This window comes from Bacillus sp. KH172YL63 (genome assembly GCF_011398925.1).
In the GTDB taxonomy this organism is placed as follows: Bacteria; Bacillota; Bacilli; order Bacillales; family Bacillaceae_B; genus Rossellomorea.
This window is the reverse complement of record NZ_AP022842.1, coordinates 3,726,403-3,748,223: the sequence shown is the minus strand read 5'-3', so window position 1 is coordinate 3,748,223 and position 21,821 is coordinate 3,726,403. Positions and strand designations below refer to the sequence as shown.

At 46.8% G+C, this 21,821-nt stretch carries 19 protein-coding genes and 1 riboswitch; of the genes, 17 read left to right on the top strand and 2 right to left on the bottom strand.

Going from position 1 to position 21,821, the window contains the following annotated elements; all coding sequences use genetic code 11:
• Positions 1-29 precede the first annotated feature (29 nt).
• From KH172YL63_RS19180 to KH172YL63_RS21660, 9 genes are all read left to right on the top strand, one after another.
• Positions 30-1,361, top strand: coding sequence for a lipopolysaccharide biosynthesis protein (locus tag KH172YL63_RS19180; RefSeq protein WP_173107597.1), 1,332 nt, complete (start codon positions 30-32; stop codon positions 1,359-1,361).
• Entirely contained in the window at positions 1,348-2,526 is a 1,179-nt protein-coding gene (locus KH172YL63_RS19175; RefSeq protein WP_173107596.1) for an O-antigen ligase family protein, read from the top strand. The genes KH172YL63_RS19180 and KH172YL63_RS19175 overlap by 14 nt, the downstream gene beginning before the upstream one ends.
• Positions 2,523-3,668: a glycosyltransferase family 4 protein gene (locus KH172YL63_RS19170; RefSeq protein WP_173107595.1), complete on the top strand. Its 1,146-nt coding sequence runs from the start codon at positions 2,523-2,525 to the stop codon at positions 3,666-3,668. The genes KH172YL63_RS19175 and KH172YL63_RS19170 overlap by 4 nt, the downstream gene beginning before the upstream one ends.
• A gap of 2 nt (positions 3,669-3,670) precedes the next feature.
• Positions 3,671-4,630 (top strand): NAD-dependent epimerase/dehydratase family protein, encoded by a 960-nt coding sequence (locus KH172YL63_RS19165; RefSeq protein WP_173107594.1) that lies wholly within the window; start codon positions 3,671-3,673, stop codon positions 4,628-4,630.
• Complete coding sequence (locus KH172YL63_RS19160) at positions 4,596-5,669, top strand: polysaccharide deacetylase family protein (RefSeq protein WP_173107593.1); 1,074 nt, start codon at positions 4,596-4,598, stop codon at positions 5,667-5,669. The genes KH172YL63_RS19165 and KH172YL63_RS19160 overlap by 35 nt, the downstream gene beginning before the upstream one ends.
• Positions 5,626-6,423 (top strand): hypothetical protein, encoded by a 798-nt coding sequence (locus KH172YL63_RS19155; protein ID WP_173107592.1) that lies wholly within the window; start codon positions 5,626-5,628, stop codon positions 6,421-6,423. Before KH172YL63_RS19160 ends, KH172YL63_RS19155 begins: the two co-directional genes overlap by 44 nt.
• A gap of 219 nt (positions 6,424-6,642) precedes the next feature.
• Positions 6,643-7,839 (top strand): PDZ domain-containing protein, encoded by a 1,197-nt coding sequence (locus tag KH172YL63_RS19150; RefSeq protein WP_173107591.1) that lies wholly within the window; start codon positions 6,643-6,645, stop codon positions 7,837-7,839.
• Between the two features lie 223 nt (positions 7,840-8,062).
• Entirely contained in the window at positions 8,063-8,515 is a 453-nt protein-coding gene (locus KH172YL63_RS19145) for a hypothetical protein (protein WP_173107590.1), read from the top strand.
• 27 nt (positions 8,516-8,542) lie between these two features.
• Positions 8,543-9,745 (top strand): glycosyltransferase family 2 protein, encoded by a 1,203-nt coding sequence (locus KH172YL63_RS21660; RefSeq protein ID WP_232066063.1) that lies wholly within the window; start codon positions 8,543-8,545, stop codon positions 9,743-9,745.
• A 47-nt stretch (positions 9,746-9,792) separates the two neighbouring features.
• On the opposite strand, the gene KH172YL63_RS19130 is transcribed toward KH172YL63_RS21660, so the two are convergent.
• Together KH172YL63_RS19130 and KH172YL63_RS19125 are read right to left on the bottom strand one after the other, a co-directional pair.
• Complete coding sequence (locus tag KH172YL63_RS19130) at positions 9,793-11,004, bottom strand: dicarboxylate/amino acid:cation symporter (RefSeq protein ID WP_173107589.1); 1,212 nt, start codon at positions 11,002-11,004, stop codon at positions 9,793-9,795.
• A 306-nt stretch (positions 11,005-11,310) separates the two neighbouring features.
• Positions 11,311-12,174, bottom strand: a complete 864-nt coding sequence (locus KH172YL63_RS19125; protein ID WP_173107588.1) for a DUF1206 domain-containing protein — start codon at positions 12,172-12,174, stop codon at positions 11,311-11,313.
• A gap of 201 nt (positions 12,175-12,375) precedes the next feature.
• Positions 12,376-12,510, top strand: a riboswitch (cyclic di-AMP (ydaO/yuaA leader).
• A gap of 118 nt (positions 12,511-12,628) precedes the next feature.
• On the opposite strand from KH172YL63_RS19125, the gene KH172YL63_RS19120 reads away from it, so the two are divergent.
• From KH172YL63_RS19120 to uvrB, 8 genes are all read left to right on the top strand, one after another.
• On the top strand, positions 12,629-13,285 hold the full coding sequence (locus KH172YL63_RS19120; protein ID WP_173107587.1) for a potassium channel family protein: 657 nt from the start codon (positions 12,629-12,631) through the stop codon (positions 13,283-13,285).
• Between the two features lie 3 nt (positions 13,286-13,288).
• Positions 13,289-14,611, top strand: coding sequence for a TrkH family potassium uptake protein (locus KH172YL63_RS19115; RefSeq protein WP_173107586.1), 1,323 nt, complete (start codon positions 13,289-13,291; stop codon positions 14,609-14,611).
• 496 nt (positions 14,612-15,107) lie between these two features.
• Positions 15,108-16,187, top strand: a complete 1,080-nt coding sequence (gene serC / locus KH172YL63_RS19110) for a 3-phosphoserine/phosphohydroxythreonine transaminase (protein WP_173107585.1) — start codon at positions 15,108-15,110, stop codon at positions 16,185-16,187.
• A 2-nt stretch (positions 16,188-16,189) separates the two neighbouring features.
• Complete coding sequence (locus KH172YL63_RS19105) at positions 16,190-17,365, top strand: phosphoglycerate dehydrogenase (RefSeq protein WP_173107584.1); 1,176 nt, start codon at positions 16,190-16,192, stop codon at positions 17,363-17,365.
• An 89-nt stretch (positions 17,366-17,454) separates the two neighbouring features.
• Positions 17,455-18,222, top strand: a complete 768-nt coding sequence (locus KH172YL63_RS19100; protein WP_173107583.1) for an alpha/beta fold hydrolase — start codon at positions 17,455-17,457, stop codon at positions 18,220-18,222.
• 73 nt (positions 18,223-18,295) lie between these two features.
• A complete protein-coding gene (locus KH172YL63_RS19095) occupies positions 18,296-18,937 on the top strand; it encodes an HD domain-containing protein (RefSeq protein WP_173107582.1) in 642 nt (213 codons plus the stop codon).
• A 36-nt stretch (positions 18,938-18,973) separates the two neighbouring features.
• Positions 18,974-19,243 carry a CsbA family protein gene (locus tag KH172YL63_RS19090; protein ID WP_173107581.1) on the top strand — a complete coding sequence of 90 codons (270 nt, stop codon included), beginning with the start codon at positions 18,974-18,976 and terminating at the stop codon, positions 19,241-19,243.
• Positions 19,244-19,832: 589 nt separating this feature from the next.
• On the top strand, positions 19,833-21,815 hold the full coding sequence (gene uvrB, locus KH172YL63_RS19085; RefSeq protein WP_173107580.1) for an excinuclease ABC subunit UvrB: 1,983 nt from the start codon (positions 19,833-19,835) through the stop codon (positions 21,813-21,815).
• The last annotated feature ends 6 nt before the right edge of the window (positions 21,816-21,821 follow it).

The window sequence follows — 21,821 nt, the reverse complement described above, 5'->3', positions numbered from 1 at the left end:
GGGAACCTTGAGTGAGGTGGTACAAGGAGATGAAATTAATTCAGCAGCTTAAATCGCTCATGATGAAAGGAAACTTCTTCGGAAACGTCTCCATACTTGTTTCGGGCACGGCCCTGTCACTCGGTGTCATCGTGTTGACGACCCCTTTATTGACAAGGTTGTACACACCTGAAGAATTCGGTGGATATTCGATTTATGTATCAATCCTTTATACGGCCTCGGTGATGGCGTCACTCCTGTACGAATCAGCGATTCCACTGCCGAAGGATGAGGATGATGCGTTGAATCTTGTGAGCCTTTCCTTCGTTATCGTCTTTTGCATGAGCCTTCTGACACTCGCCGGGGTGTGGGTGTTCCGTGACCTCATTGCATCGGTCGTAAACATCCCGCATTTGGAAGGGTATCTGTGGCTATTGCCGTTAAGTCTTTTCGGCTTTGGGGTTTTTCAAATTTTGAATGCCTGGCTGATCCGGAATGAAGCCTATCCTTCCATGGCGAGAGGGAAGGTGGTCATGAACTTGGGCCAGGTGTTTTCACAGGTAAGCTTGGGGCTCCTCCAGGTGGGACCTGCCGGGTTGGTCGCAGGTGAAGTGATCGGAAGGATGGCTGGAAGCGGTACAGCATTCAGGCTTTCATGGCATTCGATGAGAACCAGGCTGCAGAGCATCAGGGTTCGGACGATGGCGAACCTTGCAGGCCGGTATAAATATTTTCCGCTCATCTCGAGCTGGTCATCTATCCTCAGTGTCGCAAGCGGTCATCTTCCTGTCTTCTTCATCGCTGCGTCCTTTGGTTCTAAAGCTGCAGGGTTATACATGCTCGGACAGCGGGTGCTGTCGATTCCTGATGCGCTAATCGGATTTTCGGTGAAGCAGGTGTATTTCGCCAGCGCCACGAAGCAGATCAGATCGACGACGACGCCATTGACTGCCCTCTTCTGGCAAATGGTGTGGAAGCTGTCGGGGGTGAGTTTCCTGATCATCTCTTTCATCGTCTTTGTGGCGCCCTGGACCTTTGGCCATGTCTTTGGGAAGGGGTGGAGTGAATCGGGAACGTACATCCAGGTACTTTCCATCCTGTTCTTCTTCCAGATGGTCGTGGGACCGATCACCGCCAACTTCTTTATATTCGAAGCGCAGCGGTTACATTTCATTGGGGAGTGCATCCGTTTCATCCTGCTCCTCGCTGCCGTCTGGATTTCGGCAAGTTCCGATCTTTCAGCCATCCATACGCTCCTTTGCTTAAGTGTTGTTGGCTCGTTGGGTTATATGGCGCTCGCCTTTCTTGCCTGGTATGCGATGCACAGCAGGGAGGAGGAAGATGAATGTGAAATAGGAGTTGAAGCCCGTGAAGCCAACTAATTCACCGCCAGGGTGGCTGTTACCCTTTTTATTTATCACCATTGCGGTCAGCTCCATCGTGCTGGTGGAGCCTTCGCCATATGATCTGTTGATGATGGTGCTCATCTTTTTAACTTTGAAAAAGCTGATCCCTTTTTCCTTAGCGTTCCCGGCACCCATGCTCCTCCTTGTCGCATTCATACTATGCAATTTGTTTTCACTCTTTTTTGCGAAAGACCCGGTGCACGGCCTCAATTATAGTGTCATCACCTTTTACCTTGTGGTGACGTGGGTGTGTATAGGGAGCGTCAGTTATCTTTATAGTGAAAAAGCAATTGAGACCATCTTCAACGGCTACGTCATTGCGGCGATCGCAGCAGCTTTGATCGGCATCGGTTCCTTTTTCAACCTTTTCCCGTTTTCAGACGTGTTCATGTGGTCGGGGCGGATCAAGTCATTGTTTAAAGATCCGAATGTGTTCGGTCCCTTTCTCATTCCTGCGGCGCTATTTCTTCTATTAAAAATTGAAAGTGGTGCAGGAAGAAGGAAAGCGCTCATGTTCTTCGGTTTCATCGTACTGGTTCTAGCCGTTTCACTCAGCTTTTCAAGGGCAGCCTGGGGGCATCTTGTCATTGCACTGTTTGTCTACTTTCATTTTTTTCGAGGGAATTTGAACAAGCGGATCGGGGTTTTGATCCTTTTGCTGGTCTCATTCATACCGATATTATTCTTTGTCACGGCGTCGTCAGATTTAATGGAATTGTTTCAGGAGCGCTTCGGCTATCAGGAATATGACAATACCCGGTTTGATAAACAGAGGGAATCGCTGGAAGCTGCCATCACCTATCCCTGGGGAGTCGGGTCTGGTCAGTCGGAAATGTTGTTCAATCATTCAACCCACAGCTTATATGTAAGGATCCTTACTGAAAATGGGGTGATCGGGATCATTTCCTTCCTCGCCTTTGTCGGATTGAGCATTTCCCAATGCTTTAAACAGATCAGTTGCCTGCAAGGGATGAAACAGGGATTGTTTGTCGTCATACTCGCTTCCATCATCGGGTTACTCTTTAACAGTTTCTTCATCGATACGCTGCACTGGCGCCATTTCTGGCTGCTTCTTGCATTGCCGTGGTGCATGACGGATAAGCCTGATCACGGTCGAAAAGAAAGGGAGGGTACCATATGAAAATCGTTCAGTTCATTACAAGGATGGATGACGTTGGAGGGGCCCAGATACATGTGTTGGATCTGTCGTTAAGCCTGAAGGAAGCAGGTCATGAAGTGACCGTGCTGTCGATGGGCACGGGTCCGGTAACGGAAGAACTCAAGGAACACGGGATCACGTGCGTGGAATTAATGAATCTTCAATTAAAGATCCATCCTGTTCATGACGGTCTTGCGCTTATGCAGCTGTGCCGCTTTTTGAAGGAATGGGAGCCTGACATCCTCGCCACACATTCATCGAAAGCCGGGATGCTCGGCAGGATTGCAGGGAAGATGTGCAACGTCCCGACCGTCTTCACTGCCCACGGCTGGGCGTTCTCAGAAGGGGTGCCCGAGAGGAAGCGGAAGGTGTACGGGCTGCTTGAAAGGGCTGCAGGAAAAATCTCCACGGGGGTCATCACCGTATCACAATACGACTATCAATTAGCGCTCAAACATAAAGTCATCCCGCCTTCCAACATGAGGACCATCCATAACAGCATACCGGACATACCGCTGCCACCACCCGACAGAGTCCCGGGTGTCACCAAACTCATCATGATCGCACGCTTCGCCTTCCCGAAAGATCACCACCACCTCCTCAAGGCACTGGAGCAGATTGAGGGATTACCATGGGAGCTGGATCTTGTGGGGGACGGACCTTTGCTGGAGACCATGAAGGAGCAAGTGAAGCGGGGCCCGATTGCAGACAGGGTAAACTTCCTGGGGAAAAGCCGGGATATACCGGAACTCCTGGCCCGGTCCCATATCCTCGTCTTAACTTCCAGGCATGAAGGCCTCCCCATCTCGATCATCGAAGGGATGAGGAGCGGTTTGCCGATCGTCGCATCTGATGTCGGGGGAGTAAATGAACTGATCGATGACGGACACAACGGTTTCCTGATCCCCCGGGATGACACCGGACTTTTAACAAAAAGGCTGAACTCACTCATGGTGAAAAAACAACTGATGGAAAAGATGGGACAGATGAGCCGGCAAAAATATGAACAGCATTTTGCTTTCGACCAGATGAGAAACCAAACCGTCAAGATGTATGCCGACATATTGGGAAGAAGCGTTGAAAATAAGAAACTGGTACTTTCAACTAAAAAGAGAGAGGTGTAAACATGAAAATACTCGTGACGGGCGGAGGCGGATTCATAGGCCATCATGTGACGAAAGAGCTGCTTGAAAAAGGACATGAGGTGATCATTGTCGATACCCTCATTACCGGAAAAGAAGAGAATATCCCTGATGCTGTGACGTTTTATTCCATGGATATTACCGATCCAGAGATAGAGACGGTTTTCAGCAGTGAAGAACCGGACGTCGTGATTCATCTGGCCGCGCAAATATCCGTTTCCTACTCCATGAAATATCCTCAGGAAGACGGGAAAGTGAATATCATCGGTACGATCAACCTCCTCCATCTGAGTGCAAAGTATGATGTGAGGAAATTCATTTTCGCATCTTCAGCTGCCGTCTACGGACACCCGGTGACGCTGCCGGTTTCTGAAAACCATCAACTTATGCCCACCTCTTCATACGGATTATCCAAGATGACATCAGAGAATTACATCCAGATGTACCACCAGTCGAAGCAACTGCCATTTACGATTCTGCGGTTTTCCAACGTATACGGTCCAAGGCAGACGGCGGAAGGCGAAGCAGGCGTCGTCTCCATATTCCTGACGAATGCGGCAGAAAATAAGCCGATACAAGTCTTCGGCGATGGAAATCAGACCCGGGATTTCATCTATGTGAAAGACGTGGCAAATGCTTGCGTCCGGGCAATCGACCGGGGAGATAATGAAATCGTGAATATCGGGTCCAAGACACAGTTGAGCATCAATCAATTGATTCATACAATATCGAAGGTGAGCGAAAAACCTTTATCCATACAATTCAAGAACCCCCGGGAAGGCGACATAGAACACAGCAGCCTGAACCACAATCATGCCAGGAAACAATTAGAATGGGACCCAACATACTCTTTAGAACAGGGCTTACTGGAAACGATGGAAGAAATACAAAGAGATAGAAGGAGGAGCCATGAAGCCGGCAGGGAAAAAAGTCACTCCATTTAACAAAGTGCAACCGGGAACACTTGTGATTTCATTGGATTTTGAACTTTATTGGGGAATGCAGGATCAACTCTCCCTATCAACCTATCAAGATCAATCTGAAGAAGATGCCGGGCATGTGGTGAAATCGATACTGGAATGCTTTGAACAATACCAGATTCATGCAACCTGGGCCGTCGTCGGTTTCATGTTCTACAACCACTTCAAAGAGTTAAGAAAAGATCTACCGGAAAAACGACCGAGCTATCGTGATACACAGCTTTCGCCGTATCACTATCTCAGCTCCATCCAAAAAGAGAAAGAATACCGGGATTTTCATTTCTCTCCTGCTTTGATACAGGAAATCGCGAAAACGGAACATCAGGAAATCGGGACACACACCTTTTCCCACTACTATTGCCTAGAGGAGGGGCAGACGCTCGAGCAATTCGATGAAGACCTGAGCAAAGCCATTGAAGTCATGCAGAAAGCGAGGCATGAGCCGAAAAGCATCGTCTTCCCGCGAAATCAGATCGTGAAAGAATATGTCCAATTATGCAAAAGGAAAGGAATCACTTCTTACCGGGGGACGGAGCGGTCGTGGATATATGACCTCCAAACTGGAGAAAACAAAAGATATCTTAAGAGGGCACTCCGCTTCCTGGATTCATATCTGAATCTGACCGGACACAATACGTACAAATTGAAAGAAAACGAAAAGGATATGCCTTTGAATATTCCATCCAGCCGATTTCTGAGGCCGTATTGTTCCCGTCTGAAAAAAGTGGAGCACTTGCGGTTACAGAGAATCGTGGACGACCTGACATACGCGGCGAAGCATGGCGAAGTGTATCACCTCTGGTGGCACCCCCATAATTTCAATGCGAACTTAAAGGAGAACATCGATTTTCTCCGGCAAATCCTGGACACGTTCTCACATCTGAAGGAAGAGTACGGGATGAGGACGATGAATATGAAAGAGCTGGAAACGGAATTCAATCGAAATAGGGGGATCTATGATGAAACCGATTTATTGGCGAAAATGGATGTTGGATATAACTGATTTGTATGGAAGCGATCGTGATATTCCCCGTAAGAAAACCGATATCACCATCGTCTCTCAACTGCCGAAAGACAAGATCCAAGGGAAGTATCACATGCTCAAAAGGTTTAAAACCCTGCATATCGATCTTGAGCAGACAGAGGATGAGCTGTTTAAAGCGATGAACAGGACCACCCGCTATCAGATCAACAGGGCGTTTAAAGAATCGCATACCGTCACAATCCTTGACACTCCATCCGTGAAAGATATCGAAGAGTTTGTTCAGTTTTTCATCCCGTTTGCGAAAGAAAAGGACATTCCGCCATGCAGTCACAGTAAATTGCTGTCGCTCCGGAAAGAAGGCATGCTCGTCCTGACGAAGGTAGTCGACAAAGACGGAAGGAAATTAGCATCCCATGCTTATTCACTGACGGAAGGAAAAGCGAGCATGATCCATTCCTGTTCGGGACGTTTCGAGTTTGGTCACAACGCTGAAAGGAACCGGATCGGAAGGGCAAACCGGCTTCTCCACTGGAACGATATGCTTTATTTCAAAGGAAAGCATTTCAAAACGTATGATTTTGTCGGCCTGTCTTTCGATGACCGGGATAAAGCCATGAAGAATATTACGGAATTTAAAAAGGGCTTCGGCGGACGTGAAGTCATGGAGTATAAATACTACAAAGCTGATAGTTTGGCAGGGAAAGCCGTCCTGTTTGTTCTAAGTAAGAAATGGGAGAAGAATCCGGACTTTGTCGAGGCGAGCTTTAAATAGAAGGGAAGGAATGAGCGATTACCGGCTCATTCCTTTTTCTGTTAACGGTATTTCAGCCTGTTTTGATGATTTCCGACATCATTTCCCGGGAAAATATGATGAATGCTGTCAGAAATGAAATCATATCGTAAAACCCTCGACTAAAATTGCAATAGGTTTTAGGAGAGTCTTTTGATAAAATAGTAGATAATGCAAATTAACGAAGGTGGTGACGGATCATTGATTGAGCTTTGGCTGCTTGAAGTGTTGAAAGGATTTGGGAAGTTATTTCTTCATCCTGTCTTATATGTATCTATTCTTTTCGCGATCATGACAGGCTACTATCGCGTAAAGAGGGAACGAAGGGATTTTAATACGAGATTACTCGATGGTTATCATGACTTAAGGATGATGTTTACCCACGGTCTTGGGTTGGGACTATTGTTTTCACTTCTCATTGTCGGGGCAGGGGTGGTCATTCCTCCAGCTGCCATCCTTCTTATAGGAGTAATCACGATTCTGTTTGCCTTGACGAGCCGATATCAGCTGCTGTCGGCAGCGATGACGGTTGGGTTTTCGTATTTTATCCTGGTGATGCTGGATTATTTCCAATGGGATCTTCCTGTGTTCAGTACATATGCAGACGATTTGAATCTGGGGCTTTTAAGTTCCATTGTCGTCCTCCTCGGTGTATTGACGTTGATTGAAGGAAGCTTGATCCGTCTGAATGGATGGAAACATACGTCTCCCCGCTTGTTCAAAAGTGCAAGGGGATTGAAAGTAGGTGCACATCTTGGGAAAAGGTTATGGCTTGTCCCGATGTTTGTGCTGATCCCGACGGGTTCGTTCAGCCTTCCCTTTGACTGGTGGCCGGTGTTTACACTCGGGACGGAAACCTATTCCCTTCTATGCGTACCGTTTCTTATCGGCTTTCAGCAGCTGGTGAAAAGCACACTGCCGGAAGTGGCGATGAAGCATACAGGCTCTCGGGTCTTTTGGCTTGGTGCATTTACGCTCACCCTGGCAATCACCGGATTTTGGGCCTCAATGTTTTCAATTGCCGCCGCGGTTGTCGGTATAGTCGGCAGGGCATGGATTGGGTATCGATTCCGGGCCGGGGATGATGCCAAGCCGTATTTCTTCAAGCGTCAGCCAAACGGAGTAATGATACTGGGGATCCTACCAGGTTCCCCAGCCAGAAAGCTAACACTTCAAGTTGGTGAGATCGTTCTGAAAGTGAACGGAACAGACGTGAATACGGAGCGGGCCTTTTATGAGGCGCTTCAAAAGAACGGGGCTTATTGTAAGCTCGAGGTTCTCGGGACCAACGGGGAAAACCGTTTCACCCAAGGTGCCCTGTATGAAGGGGATCACCATGAACTTGGAATCATCTTCGCTGATGAAGCTTCAGGTTGGGAGCAATATCAGGTTTCATGATAGAGAGAAGTCAAATAACGAGAGATCAGTCCATCGCGGGCTGGTCTTTTTTTATGAAAAAAATAGATTTCAAGACTTTTATAAGCAAATTGGGGACTTGTCCGAACTGTTTTTTACCTGTTGCATACAATGAAATGAGGCGGTTGATAGGATGGGAGGTAATCTTTTAATCCTATGAATCGTTATGAAAGAAATGATAGAAGAAAGGTCAGGAGGTGTCGAGATGACGAGATTATTAGATGCGAGAACATCTCAGAATGCGAGTTTTGCGAATTCTATCAACGTTCCTCTGGAGAATGAACCGGTTTTGATAGGGGTGGTGGGTTTAAATATTTACGAGGCAACCGGACCTGTCACCGCCCAGTTTTCTGGTACACTATCCCTTGAATTTAGAGACGTTGGAGTCGGGGAGGATGTAGGCGTGACGATTCGTGTAGTCAGAGGGGTGGATTTAGTGGCCGATCCCACTGTGTATTCAGCAACTGAAACCTACACTTTATCGAATGCAGGGGATATCACTCAAGCCGTAGTCACGTTTGAGGGGTCAGATTACAATGTGGTAGCGGATGATTTATTAATTTATACAGTATATGTGAATAATGCCAGGCTAACAGGATTCATGCCCTTTCGGATAGGACCGGAAAGTTTTAACGCAGAAGTATATGACAACAGCTAGTTGAGAGATGGAAAAAGGGGGGAGAACGTGAAAAAAGTATCCATCATCATTCCATTTTATAATTGTGAATATGTAGATCAAGCGATTCTGAGTGTACTGAATCAGACGTATCAGAACATCGAACTGATTGTCGTCAATGATGGTTCGACCAGTTACACGGAAAAAATATACCCTTTTCTTCATCACATCAACCTCTATATAGAAAAAACAAATGGGGGAACCGGAAGCGCGTTAAATAAAGGCATTGAATATGCGACAGGTGAGTATTTCGCCTGGCTGAGTGCAGATGACATTTATGCTCCTGATAAGATCGAAAAACAATTGAAGTACATGGAGTCTGTGGCGGCCGATATTTGTCATACCGCTTATTCGCTGATAGATGAAAATGATCATGTTCTCACGCCCTCAATCGGTAAACATTTTGAAGATCGTCTTTCGTTTCTCAATCAATTGAAACAGGGGAACTTTGTCAACGGAAGCACCATCATGATGAAGATGGATGTGCTCGATCAGATCGGTGTATTCAACGAATCACTTCTTTATACACAGGATTATGATCTCTGGCTTCGTATTTTGCGTCAATATTCCTTCTCTTATTTAGATGAACCGCTCATACAATACAGGGTACATGAGGAGATGGGAACCAAGAGGTTTGGAAATGAAATGGAAGAAGAGATAACATTTGTACAACAACAGCACCATTTACATGTTGAAATGATGATCTTAAAAGAATTGATTCAATCAAATATAGGGAAGGGAGGTGATTGTATGACGGTATTACTTGATGCACGAACGTCACAAAATGCCAGCTTTGAGAATTCGATTAACGTTCCTTTGACTGCCGGTCCAGTGTTAACGGGGATTGTCGGGTTGAATACGACCGGGGCTGCAGGTGCTGTCACCACACAGTTCGGAGGGACCGTGTCCATCCAACCAAGACCAGGATTCGTCGGGGTGACCGGGATTACCATCAATATTTACAGAGGAGAAGACCCGACCGGGACGCTTGTATATTCTGCTACGGAAAATTTAAATGTCCCGTTGGAGACAGGTCCTGAACCAGCTATAACGATTGTTTCATTTGAAGGGTCTGATTATCAAGTGGCGGATCCGGATGATCTGTTAATCTATTCTATGTATGTACAGAGCAGTATAGATGGTGGAGATAACACCTTAAATCGTGTCGGCCCTGAAAGCTTCAATGCAAGGGTGTATGATTATAATAGCTAAAAACACAGAAAAACGTCCATGATGGACGTTTTTCTGTGCTTATTCAACTATTCCTTCTCTGTCTTATCAATAATCGATGTTCCAACCAAATCGCCCGTGACATTCAGAGCGGTACAGCCCATCCCGACAAGTGCATCGATGGCAGTCAGCAGTGCGACGGTTTCCATCGGAAGTCCGAGCTGTGCAAAGACCGTTGCAATCATGATGATACCGGCACCGGGAACGCCGGCCGTACCGATCGAAGCGAGCGTGCCGACAAGGACGACGACAAGCATATCGGTGAAGCTCAACGGATTTCCAACCACATTGGCGGCAAAAACGGCTGAAACGGCAATCCGGATGGCAGCGCCGTCCATATTGATCGTTGCCCCAAGTGGCAGGCTGAATCCATACAGGCTTTTCGGTAGGCCGAGGTTTTTCGCAGCATTCAGCGTAAGCGGCAGTGTGCCTGAGCTGCTTTGTGTCACAAATGCCGTGATCATCGGTGTCCGTGCCTGTGCAAAGAAGCTGCGCGGACTGATCTTGAATCCTTTCAGAGCGATCATATAAATCGCCAGTTGAACGAGTAAAGCGACATAGAGAACGAGAACCATGTTCCCCAATGAGGTTAAAGCGGTCAATCCTTGATTGCCCACGGTACTAGCCATGATGGCAAAGATCCCGACAGGCACATATTGAAGGACAACTTTCATGATGATCATCGTTGCTTCGTTCAAGCCGCTAACGACTTTATACACTTGTTCTCCGACTTCGTGATGTTCTGACGAGGAACGTAAATAGGAAATGGCAATTCCGAACACAATGGCAGTGAAGATGATGCCAAGCAGGTTCATATTGGTGAATGCGACGACGATATTGTCCGGGATGATGTTCAACAGTACGCTCGTCAATCCGGGGTTATCCGGTACATCGAACGTTTCCTCCGTGTTGAGGGACATCCTTGTTCCAGGCTGAAAGACGCTTGCGACGGCGATTCCGACGATGATGGCAAGTGCAGATGAGAGTACATAATATAAGAACGTTTTTCCACCCATCCGTCCGAGTTTACTGACATTCGTCTGGTTGACCCCGACGATCAGGGTGAACAGGATAAGAGGGATGATCAAGAACTTAAGCAGGCGGATCAATACATCCCCGAGTGGTGACAAGACAGATGCTCCTTCTCCGAAAATAAGTCCGGCAGCGATCCCCAACACCAGTGCTGCAGTAATTTTTACAATGAGGGACGTGTGAAGATATCCCTTCCATATAGATGTCATAGTGTACTTCTCCTTTTAATGGTCAATAAATTTAATCCTCTGTTAATTCTGATAGGTTTAGTAAGGATTGATTGCCATACTATACACCAGAAGGATGGACGTGTCAAAATTCCTGACTTGATCAAAAAAGCCGAGGCAGCACGATAATTATCTATTCAATAACACTGCATTTCACATGAGGATTATTGATTTGGAAGGCATCTTCGGCTTAAAACATTGTCCCTGACTAAACAAAAAACTCCGAATGCATTCGCTCTTCACGAACATCATTCGGAGATTCCGATCAATTCAACTATTAAAAGACCCTCAATAGATCGACAGGTGTCTGTTCTTTCCTTTTAATATCTGGAAAACGCCATATAAGACCAAGCCGAGTGCAACGATACCGAGGAGCCATTGACCGAACGGCTGTTGGGCAATTTTTTGCAGGGCACCGTCCAAGCCCTTGGTTTTATAGGGATCTGCCGTGATGGCGGTTTGAACAAAGAAATATCCGATAAGCAAAAAGACGATCCCCCGGGAGTATAAACCAAGCTTTCCGGTTTTCCTGCCCAGTTCCCATTCCTTCTCGCTCATTTCACTGCGTTTGAATTTGTCGGTGTATTTTTCTGTATAGGCTTTATGGATTTCATAAAGGGCGAAACCGATAATGATGAGGCCGACTGCCCCGACGATCCATTGTCCGAACGGCTGGGCTAATAATTTTGCAGACAGTGTCTGCTTGGATCCCGAACCGGAACCTGAACTTTTGGCATGCATGGCAATGGCAAAAGCATTATATGTCAGTGAGGCGTAGGCGATTCCGCTGATCAGGTGAGTCAACCTTCTGAATAGGGATTTACCGTCATTTTTCACATGTTCAGGATCGAGGATCACCTGAATGAGGCGCCAAAGGACGATGCCGATCAGTCCTGCCCCAAGAATCCAAAGAAGGATTTCCCCGAAAGGCTTGGAAGCAACGGCAGAAAATGCACCGTTAGAGTCAGATGTGCTTCCCCCAATGCCAAGTGCGGCCATGACGGAAAGGGCCCCGATGAGTATATAGACGGTCCCACGTGAAATGTATCCAATTCGTGCGAATCCTTTTATCCAAGGTTTAATGTCTCCGGGTGAAACAGACGGACGCTGCTTTCTTTCGTTTGAAGAAGTGATGGATGACACTCTTGCCATATACGTAACTTCCCTTCTGAATCGATATTCATAGTACCTAAGTATGCTATTCCCGCAATCGTGGCGTTACAAACCCGTTTTAAGGGCAGTAAATGTTGGGAGAATGAAAACAATTTTACCTGTTTTGGCAGGAGCGATTTTTTAAAAGAAACCTATTTACAACGGTATAGGAGAGGAGTAATATATCTATCATCAATTGAATATTCTTGATCGCTTAATTCATTTTGAAGCGGGGGACCCGATTTCCTAGGGGTGAATCCTTTCTATTGAAGGGTAGGGGCACTTCCATGACCCGAATCCGTCAGCTAACCCCGTAAGCGTAGTGGGAGAGGATGATACTTGTGATCTGTCATGGATGACCACAGGCTTAGTTCCTGGTGGTCTTTTTGCGTTGAGATTGATGGAAGAAGTGGCAGTTGGTTAAGCTATAAAAAAGGTTTTGGAGGATTTCAGCATGAAAAAGCAGTTTGCCGTTATTGGATTAGGAAGATTCGGAGGGAATCTAGTTCAGGAATTGACGGAATTGGATGTCGAGGTATTGGCCATCGACATTCATCACGATGTTGTACAAAGGTATATTGATGTTGCCACTCATGCAGTTCAGGCGAATGCGATGGATGAGTCGGTATTAAAATCCCTCGGTTTAAGGAACTTTGATCACGTGATCGTTTCCTTCGGGGATAATATAGAAGCAAGCATACTTACGACCCTCCTCCTGAAAGAATTAGGGGTCAAGGAAGTATGGGTAAAGGCATCGAATGCCTATCATCAAAAGGTGCTGGACCGGATCGGCGCCGATAAAGTCATTCATCCGGAACGGGATATGGCAAGAAGGATCGCCCATCATATCACTTCTGAAAAGATCATTGATTACATCGAGCTTTCAAAGGAACACAGCATCGTTGAAGTGTATGCCTCTAAAAAGGTTGCAGGCAAAACGCTGAATGACCTGGATGTCAGGGCGAAATTCGGCTGCAATATTATCGCCATTCACCGGGGAGAGGAAGTCATCGTTTCTCCTTCAGCCGATGAAGTGGTGAAAATCGATGATCTGTTAATCATCATCGGTCATAATCGGGATATCAATCGTTTCGAAAAAGAAGGTGTATAAAGGATGAAGCAAAAGGCCATTCGGTTAAGCCCGCCGCAGCTTCTTGTTGTGACGTTTTTATTTTTCATCCTCCTCGGGATGGGATTGCTCAAGCTGCCGTTTGCCACTACAGAAACGATTACGTGGCTGGACGCACTGTTCACCACGACAAGTGCGATGACGGTGACGGGACTTGCCGTCGTCGACACTGGCGGCGCCTTCACCACTTTGGGGGAAGTGGTCGTACTGTGTTTGATCCAGATCGGGGGACTCGGGATCATGTCATTTGCTGTCTTGATCTTTATGATGCTTGGAAGAAAAATCGGATTCAAAGAACGGCTGCTGCTGCAGCAGGCACTTAATCAGACATCTGTCGGCGGAGTCATCAAGCTTGTAAAATATTTATTTATCTTTTCGTTTCTTGTTGAAGGAATCGCCGTCATGATGTTGGCGACTGAATGGGTCCCGGCGTTTGGCTGGAAGCACGGGCTGTATGTCAGCGTCTTTCATTCCATTTCCGCCTTTAACAATGCCGGATTCTCATTGTGGTCCGATAGTTTGATAGGATACGTCGGAAGCCCGGTCATCAATTTGACGATTTCGTTCCTCTTCATCGTGGGCGGGATCGGATTCACCGTCCTTGTGGATCTGTGGAAATCAAAGTCGATCCGGAAACTTTCCCTTCATACGAAAATCATGGTCCTTGGAACCTTCATCATCAATGTGGCCGCGTTCCTGATGATATTCGTCCTTGAATACAACAACCCGAATACACTGGCCCAGCTGCCGCTTCCCGATAAGCTTTTCGCCTCTTACTTTCAGGCGGTCACGCCGAGGACAGCCGGTTTCAATTCCCTGGATTACGGAGGAATGGAACGCTCGACCCTCCTCTTAACAATTCTGCTGATGTTCATAGGGGCAGGGAGCGCTTCGACGGGAGGGGGCATCAAGCTAACGACGTTTGTGGTAATTTCCTTAAGTGTGTTTGCGTTCCTGCGGGATAAGAAAGAGATTCGCATCTTCCGCCGTACGATCGGTCAAACCCATATATTCAAAGCGCTCGCCATCTCCATGATCTCCGTGTTGCTTGTCTTTACGGCACTGTTCTTCCTTGAGATGACCGAAAGCGACGCTACATTCATGTCACTGGTTTTCGAAGTTGTTTCGGCCTTTGGCACAGTCGGGTTGTCGATGGGGATCACCGCATCCCTTTCTACCGTCGGCAAATGGATCATCATCGTCGTCATGTTCACCGGGAAGCTCGGCCCGCTTACCCTTGCCTTCTCACTTTCAAGGCCGGATAAAGAGAAAATCCGTTATCCGAAAGAAGATATTTTAACAGGTTAATAGGAATGACCTTGGTTTTCTTGCTTCCTTCATACAGGAAAGCGGGAAGCCTTTTTTGTTTGCGCTGCTATTGGCATGTGCTGATGAGAATATCTATTTTTCGACAAGGGGATCATATCTGGTGAAAAGCGGCTCATAAAGCAGGTGGGGTGGTTGTGCAGGATCTGTAATCAGGAGAAATACCGGCTGTGTGTTAACAAAAAGGAGATGTCAGTGAAGGTTCTTCTTAAAAACCATCCATTCCCCCGCGAAATCACCTTCAAATGAGCATATCATAAGCTTCCTCCCAATCCCTCCTGATTCACTCCCTGAGAGTGAGCGTGCCCCAGCTAAAAGACACCCCCAACTTTCCAAAAACACCAAAGAACCCCTCATACTCTCGCAATAGTCTGAAAACCATCCCGTTAAGCGTTTTCATCGGGCTTGATTCCTGTTGACTAAACGGGCCGCCGACAGTATACTGTTGAAAAATTCTGAACTCTTGGTGGTGCTATCGTTGAAGCGAGTGTATAATTTTTCTGCCGGTCCGGCTGTGTTGCCTGAACCTGTGTTGCGTAAAGTGCAAGATGAGTTATTGAATTATGGGGAAACAGGCATGTCTGTGATGGAATTGAGCCATCGCTCTGCCCCGTTCCAAGGGATTATCGACGGAGCAAAGTCTTTGCTCCGTGAATTGCTTTCGATCCCGGATGATTATCATGTCGTATTTATGCAGGGCGGGGCCTCTCTGCAGTTTTCGATGATTCCGCTGAATCTGTTGTCAGCAGGAGAAGAAGCAGACTATATCCTGACGGGAAGCTGGTCGAAAAAGGCGGTCAAGGAAGCGGAAAAAGCAGGAGGGGTGCGGACGCTAACGCCTGCTGAACCGCTTGAAATCCCGGCTTATAAACCGGAAAATTTCTCGCCAGAGTCAAAGTATGTACATATCACATCAAACAATACAATTGAAGGAACCCGTTTTCACCAATGGCCGGATACAGGGGGGATCCCGCTTGTGGCGGATATGTCTTCCCATATCCTTTCCGAGAAGATAGACGTTTCATCGTTCGGGCTCATTTATGCCGGGGCACAGAAAAATCTTGGTCCTTCAGGTGTGACGGTTGCCATCATCCACGACAGTCTCGTTGGAGGGGCACCTGATACTTGCCCGACGATGCTTGATTATGAGACGTATGTGAAAAACGATTCCCTCTATAATACACCGCCCACTTTTTCGATTTATGTGTTGAAGCTTGTGCTTGAGTGGGTGAAGGAGAACGGTGGGGTAGAAGGCATGCAGAAGCTGAACGAGAAAAAGGCAGGCCTGTTATACCGTTTCATTGATGATTCACAGCTTTTCCACAATCCCGTACCTGAAAAAAACCGTTCACTGATGAACATCCCGTTTTCCACAAAGGATGAGGAACTGAACGCCACGTTTATTAAAGAAGCGGAAGCTGCCGGATTCCAATTTTTAAAAGGTCATCGTTCCGTAGGAGGAATGAGGGCCAGCCTGTATAATGCGATGCCTCTTGAAGGGGTGGAAGCACTTATTGATTTCATGGGGAAATTTGAATCGAAACAAGGAGGATTTTGAAAATGATTTCTATTAATACCTACAACGCCATCAGCCAGAGCGGACTTTCACTGATCGAGGATGACTTGAATTACCACCTGAATGGGAAGGGAGATCCGGACGGAATCCTTGTCAGATCGAAGAATCTCCATGACTTTGCGTTTCCTGCATCAGTTAAAGCAATCGCACGTGCCGGCGCAGGGGTGAACAATATCCCCGTCGATTTCTGCACGGAAAAAGGGATCGTCGTATTCAATACGCCAGGAGCCAACGCCAATGCAGTCAAAGAGCTTGTCCTTGCCAATTTGATCGCCTCTTCCCGTAACCTTTATTCTGCCGTCGGCTGGACCCATTCACTGAAAGACTCGGAAGAAGATGTGCCAGGGACCGTTGAAGCGAAGAAAAAGGAATTTGTAGGCAGGGAGATCAAAGGGAAAAAGCTGGGGGTCGTCGGATTGGGTGCAATCGGTGTCCTCGTGGCCAATGATGCTCTTGCCCTCGGAATGGACGTTGTGGCATATGATCCGTTCATCTCAGTCGATGCTGCCTGGAGATTGTCCCAGGATGTGAAGCGTGCCCATCAGATTGAAGAGGTGTGGGCAGAATGTGACTTCGTGACGCTCCATATCCCACTGTCAGACAAAACGGCGGGCTTTGTAGGTGAAGAGGCCTTCAGGAAGATGAAAAAAGGGATGACGATCCTGAACTTCTCCAGAGGGGAGCTTGTTGAGGAAGACTTCCTATCACATGCCTTGGAATCAGGAACCGTCCGGAAATATGTGACAGACTTCCCGAATAAAAAGGTGCTCGGCATGAAAAACGTCGTACCGGTCCCCCATCTGGGTGCTTCTACGATTGAATCAGAAGAGAACTGTGCCGTCATGGCAACGAAACAGCTGAAAACCTATCTTGAAACAGGGAATATCAAGCATGCGGTCAACCTGCCGGATGTTGAGCTTCCGTACAGCGGGAAAATGCGGGTGACCGTGATGCACCAAAATATCCCGAACATGGTTGGACAAATCGCAACGGTCCTTTCAGGCTACGCCGTCAACATCGCAGATATGATTAATCGCAGTAAGAATACGTGGGCATATACGATGATCGACTTGGATCAGAAGCTGTCAGAGGAAGACCAGCAGCAAGTGAAGACCGGGATGAAAGAAATCCAGGGAGTGGTTTCCGTCCGCCTCATATAAAGGATTAGGCAAACAATCTTAATTGTGTGACTAGAACCCCCTCAGCCGGAGAACAATGTGTATAAATAGGTTGAGGGAGGATTGGTCGTATGCCGTGCATACATTTACACGACAGGGACTTATATTATGAAGATATAGGAAAAGGGACCCCGCTCCTTTTCATCCATCCCCCGGGCATGGGGAGGATGACTTTCATTAAGCAGCATAGCCTTTCCAGCCATTTTCGCCTCATCATCCCCGATTTAACAGGGCACGGGGACTCATTCACGTTGAAACAGCATTGCGGCATTGACGAGTTTATCGCTGATATCAGCGCTGTCCTTGATCATTTGGACATTTCCCGTTGTGTAGTGATTGGATACTCTGCAGGGGGAGTCATTGGACAAGCCTTCTCCCGCTCCTTTGAAGAGCGGGTTTCCTTCTTAATTCTAATCGGTGGTTATCCTAAAGTGACGAACCCGAAGCTTAAATGGATGCATCATATTGGGATGAGAATGACCCGTCATCATCCATCCCGACTGGCTGACATCATCTCGAGGGCCCATTTCAGGGACCGGTCCGACCGGGAAACGCTACGGAAACATATGTATAAGGCGAACCCTTATATTTGGCATCATTATTACATGGAATCGCTCCATTATGATGGCATACAGCAGGTGGAAAGCCTCTCTGTCCCACTTCTCTTAATATATGGGGAGTATTCGGATTGGATCAATTCTCACGCATCTTTATTCGATGATTGCCACCCGAAAAAAATCTATACCATTCAAGGTGCCTCCCATCAGATTCCCACACGTTATCACCATGCACTAAATAACATATTGATAGGAGAAATAGGAGAGTTCGAAAAGAGATGAATGAATAATCTTTGCCCTTATTTTTTCTACTTGGTACTATTTTTATAAAGAATTACAAGGAGAGGAGAATATTATGGGCATCCACCATTATTTCAAAAGCTTATCAGATCTCGAAACCCTCACCCGCTGTCCAGGAAGGTTCAAGTACCACGAACACAATGTGGCCAGCCACTCATTCAAAGTGACGAAAATCGCCCAATTTCTTGCGACAGTTGAGGAACAGGAAGGAAAGGAATTGGATTGGAAATCGCTGTACGAAAAAGCGTTGAACCATGACTATGCAGAGTTATTTACAGGAGATATCAAGACGCCTGTGAAATATGCCTCTGGAAAGCTCCGGGAACTGTTCAACCAGGTGGAGGAGCAGATGGTGAATAAATTCATTACAACTGAGTTCCCTCCACAGTTTCAGGAAGTGTACAGGGAACGGTTTAAAGAAGGAAAGGACGAGACGATCGAAGGAAGGATCTTAGCGGTCGCAGATAAAATTGATCTTCTTTACGAATCGTTTGGGGAAATCCAAAAAGGGAATCCTGAACCTCTCTTTATCGAAATCTACCAAGAAGCATTGTCCACAATCGTAAAGTATAAAGATATGGCGTGCGTTCAATACTTCCTGGAATACATCCTTCCCGACATGCTTTCGGAAAAATTCATCCCTCACAGTGAATTGAAGGAGAGAACCAAAAAGCTGATACGAGAAGGGGATCAATAGAATTCCCTTTCCAGATAGGGGAATCTTCGGTAGAATATGTGTTATTCCCTTATCTTTCAAGGAGAGTTGACCGTGTCCAAAATAATATTAGGCATATTTCTGCCAGGATTACTTGTCGTTTTGTTCGCCCGGGTGACGTACAACCATTATGTCGGTTTGATCTTGACCGTTGCCCTCATTGCGGCTTCTGTGTCGAAGGGGTATACAGACTCCTGGGTACTGATTGTCATAGACGCGGCTTCATTGACCGCCGGATTTTGGTATAGTGACCGGATGATGAAGAAAGCGAAGAAAAGTGCGAAATGAATAGAATCATGTAACAAGGCTGCCCTTACTATTTAAGGGCAGCCTTGTTTTATTTGGTGCTTTCTTTTCTTTGAGAGGATATCCCCTTGAACAGCTAGTAATATTAAAATTACCAATAGAAAAATGGATAAGCAAACGGTATTTATGCGCCTAATTGAATCATTCGCATTCAAGCTTCTTTTATTGTGGATAAAAAATGGAATTGTGTGAATAAACGAAAATAAATAGAGTTATTCACAGCTTGAAACCGTAAACATCGACATTGTTCACAAAAAAAATGACGAATTGTGAGTAAATAAAGAGATTTTCCACAAGCGTAATACACTTATACACATAGTTATACACAGATTGTGCATAGACATCCTCAGATTTTGTCGAATTGCTGTCTGGAGCTGCAACCACTTGGATTATTTGGAACTTATCCACAGAAAAACAGATTGAACAAAATAAAAACGAACTTTTGTTCGCTTATTAATGGTTAAGATCAAGAGGAATGTGGTAGAATGTGTATAGATGAATGGACAGTGTTTAAACAGGGTAAAAGTAGGTAAATACAAGGTAGCAGTCCTTTAATATAGGAGGTTTCGCGGTGAAAGATCAATTCGAGCTCAAGTCTAAGTATAAGCCTGAAGGGGATCAGCCCCGGGCGATTGAGAAATTAGTGGAAGGCATCAATGAGGGGAAGCGTCACCAGACCCTGCTTGGGGCGACGGGGACAGGAAAGACATTCACTGTGTCCAACGTGATCCAGCAGGTGGAAAAGCCCACCCTCATCATTGCACACAATAAAACATTGGCAGGACAGCTCTATAGTGAATTCAAAGAGTTTTTTCCTGAGAATTCCGTTGAATATTTTGTCAGTTACTATGATTACTATCAACCTGAGGCATATGTCCCGCAAACGGATACCTTCATTGAGAAGGATGCAAGCATCAATGATGAAATCGATAAACTGAGGCACTCTGCCACATCTGCCTTATTCGAGCGGAAAGATGTCATCATCATCGCCAGCGTCTCCTGTATTTACGGTTTGGGTAATCCGGAAGAATATAAAGAGCTCGTTCTGTCCCTGCGTGTCGGCATGGAAATCGAACGAAACCAGCTGCTCCGGAAACTTGTGGATATCCAGTATGAACGGAATGACATCGACTTTCAGCGGGGGACTTTCCGGGTAAGGGGAGACGTCGTTGAGATTTTCCCGGCTTCCCGCGATGAACACTGTATGCGTGTAGAATTTTTCGGTGACGAAATCGACCGGATCCGTGAAGTGGATGCCCTGACAGGTGAAATCATAGGAGACCGGGATCATTTTAGACTATTCCCGGCTTCCCACTTCGTCACCCGGCAGGAGAAGATGCAAGTTGCCATCAAGAATATTGAGCAGGAGCTTGAAGAGCAGCTCGCCATCATGAAAGAGGAGAATAAGCTTCTGGAGGCGCAGCGCCTGGAACAAAGGACCCGCTATGACCTGGAGATGATGAGGGAGATGGGCTTCTGTTCCGGAATCGAGAACTATTCCCGGCATCTTACGCTCAGGCCGTCAGGTTCGACGCCATACACCCTAATCGACTATTTTCCAGAAGACTTCCTGATCGTCATTGATGAGTCCCACGTGACCCTTCCTCAAATCCGGGGAATGTTCAACGGTGACCAGGCCAGAAAAAAAGTGCTCGTGGACCATGGCTTCCGTCTGCCGTCGGCGATGGACAATCGTCCGCTGCGCTTTGAAGAATTCGAAGGGAAAACAAACCAGCTTCTCTATGTTTCTGCGACACCGGGCCCATATGAAATCGAACACAGCCCTGAGATGGTCGAGCAGATCATCCGCCCGACAGGACTGCTCGACCCGATCATCGAGGTCCGTCCAATCGAAGGGCAGATTGATGATCTGCTGGGTGAAATCAACGAGCGAATAGAGAAGAACGAACGTGTCCTCGTGACCACCCTGACAAAGAAAATGTCAGAGGATCTTACAGCCTACTTAAAAGAAATGGGCATCAAGGTCCAGTACCTTCATTCTGAAATCAAGACGCTGGAACGAATCGAGATCATCAGGGATCTCCGCCTTGGTAAATATGACGTGCTCGTCGGGATCAACCTGCTTCGGGAAGGCTTGGATATCCCTGAGGTTTCCCTCGTCACGATATTGGATGCCGATAAAGAAGGCTTCCTTCGTTCCGAGCGGTCACTCATCCAGACGATCGGGCGTGCTGCCCGTAACAGCAACGGCCGGGTCATCATGTATGCGGATAAAATCACAGACTCCATGCAGAAAGCCCTGGATGAAACGGCGCGACGCCGGACGATTCAGGAAGAATATAATGAAAAGCACGGTGTGACACCGATGACCATCCAAAAAGACATCCGGGACGTCATCAGGGCGACCCGTACCGCAGAAGATGAAGAGGTGTATGAAGGAGAGCGTACGAAACCCTCGAAAATGTCTAAACCGGAGAGACAAAAACTTATTGCCAGCTTAGAAGTGGAAATGAAGGAAGCCGCCAAGGCATTGGACTTTGAGCGTGCAGCACAGCTTCGTGATACCATTCTTGAGCTGAAAGCGGAAGGATGAACGCAT

Excerpts from the sequence above, each read along its gene's own strand:
- KH172YL63_RS19180 (WP_173107597.1), top strand. The coding sequence starts at position 30 with ATGAAATTAATTCAGCAGCTTAAATCGCTCATGATGAAAGGAAACTTC.
- KH172YL63_RS19170 (WP_173107595.1), top strand. The coding sequence starts at position 2,523 with ATGAAAATCGTTCAGTTCATTACAAGGATGGATGACGTTGGAGGGGCC.
- KH172YL63_RS19165 (WP_173107594.1), top strand. The coding sequence starts at position 3,671 with ATGAAAATACTCGTGACGGGCGGAGGCGGATTCATAGGCCATCATGTG.
- KH172YL63_RS19160 (WP_173107593.1), top strand. The coding sequence starts at position 4,596 with ATGAAGCCGGCAGGGAAAAAAGTCACTCCATTTAACAAAGTGCAACCG.
- KH172YL63_RS19155 (WP_173107592.1), top strand. The coding sequence starts at position 5,626 with ATGAAACCGATTTATTGGCGAAAATGGATGTTGGATATAACTGATTTG.
- KH172YL63_RS19145 (WP_173107590.1), top strand. The coding sequence starts at position 8,063 with ATGACGAGATTATTAGATGCGAGAACATCTCAGAATGCGAGTTTTGCG.
- KH172YL63_RS19130 (WP_173107589.1), bottom strand. The coding sequence starts at position 11,004 with ATGACATCTATATGGAAGGGATATCTTCACACGTCCCTCATTGTAAAA.
- KH172YL63_RS19125 (WP_173107588.1), bottom strand. The coding sequence starts at position 12,174 with ATGGCAAGAGTGTCATCCATCACTTCTTCAAACGAAAGAAAGCAGCGT.
- KH172YL63_RS19120 (WP_173107587.1), top strand. The coding sequence starts at position 12,629 with ATGAAAAAGCAGTTTGCCGTTATTGGATTAGGAAGATTCGGAGGGAAT.
- KH172YL63_RS19115 (WP_173107586.1), top strand. The coding sequence starts at position 13,289 with ATGAAGCAAAAGGCCATTCGGTTAAGCCCGCCGCAGCTTCTTGTTGTG.
- KH172YL63_RS19105 (WP_173107584.1), top strand. The coding sequence starts at position 16,190 with ATGATTTCTATTAATACCTACAACGCCATCAGCCAGAGCGGACTTTCA.
- KH172YL63_RS19100 (WP_173107583.1), top strand. The coding sequence starts at position 17,455 with ATGCCGTGCATACATTTACACGACAGGGACTTATATTATGAAGATATA.
- KH172YL63_RS19095 (WP_173107582.1), top strand. The coding sequence starts at position 18,296 with ATGGGCATCCACCATTATTTCAAAAGCTTATCAGATCTCGAAACCCTC.
- KH172YL63_RS19090 (WP_173107581.1), top strand. The coding sequence starts at position 18,974 with ATGTGTTATTCCCTTATCTTTCAAGGAGAGTTGACCGTGTCCAAAATA.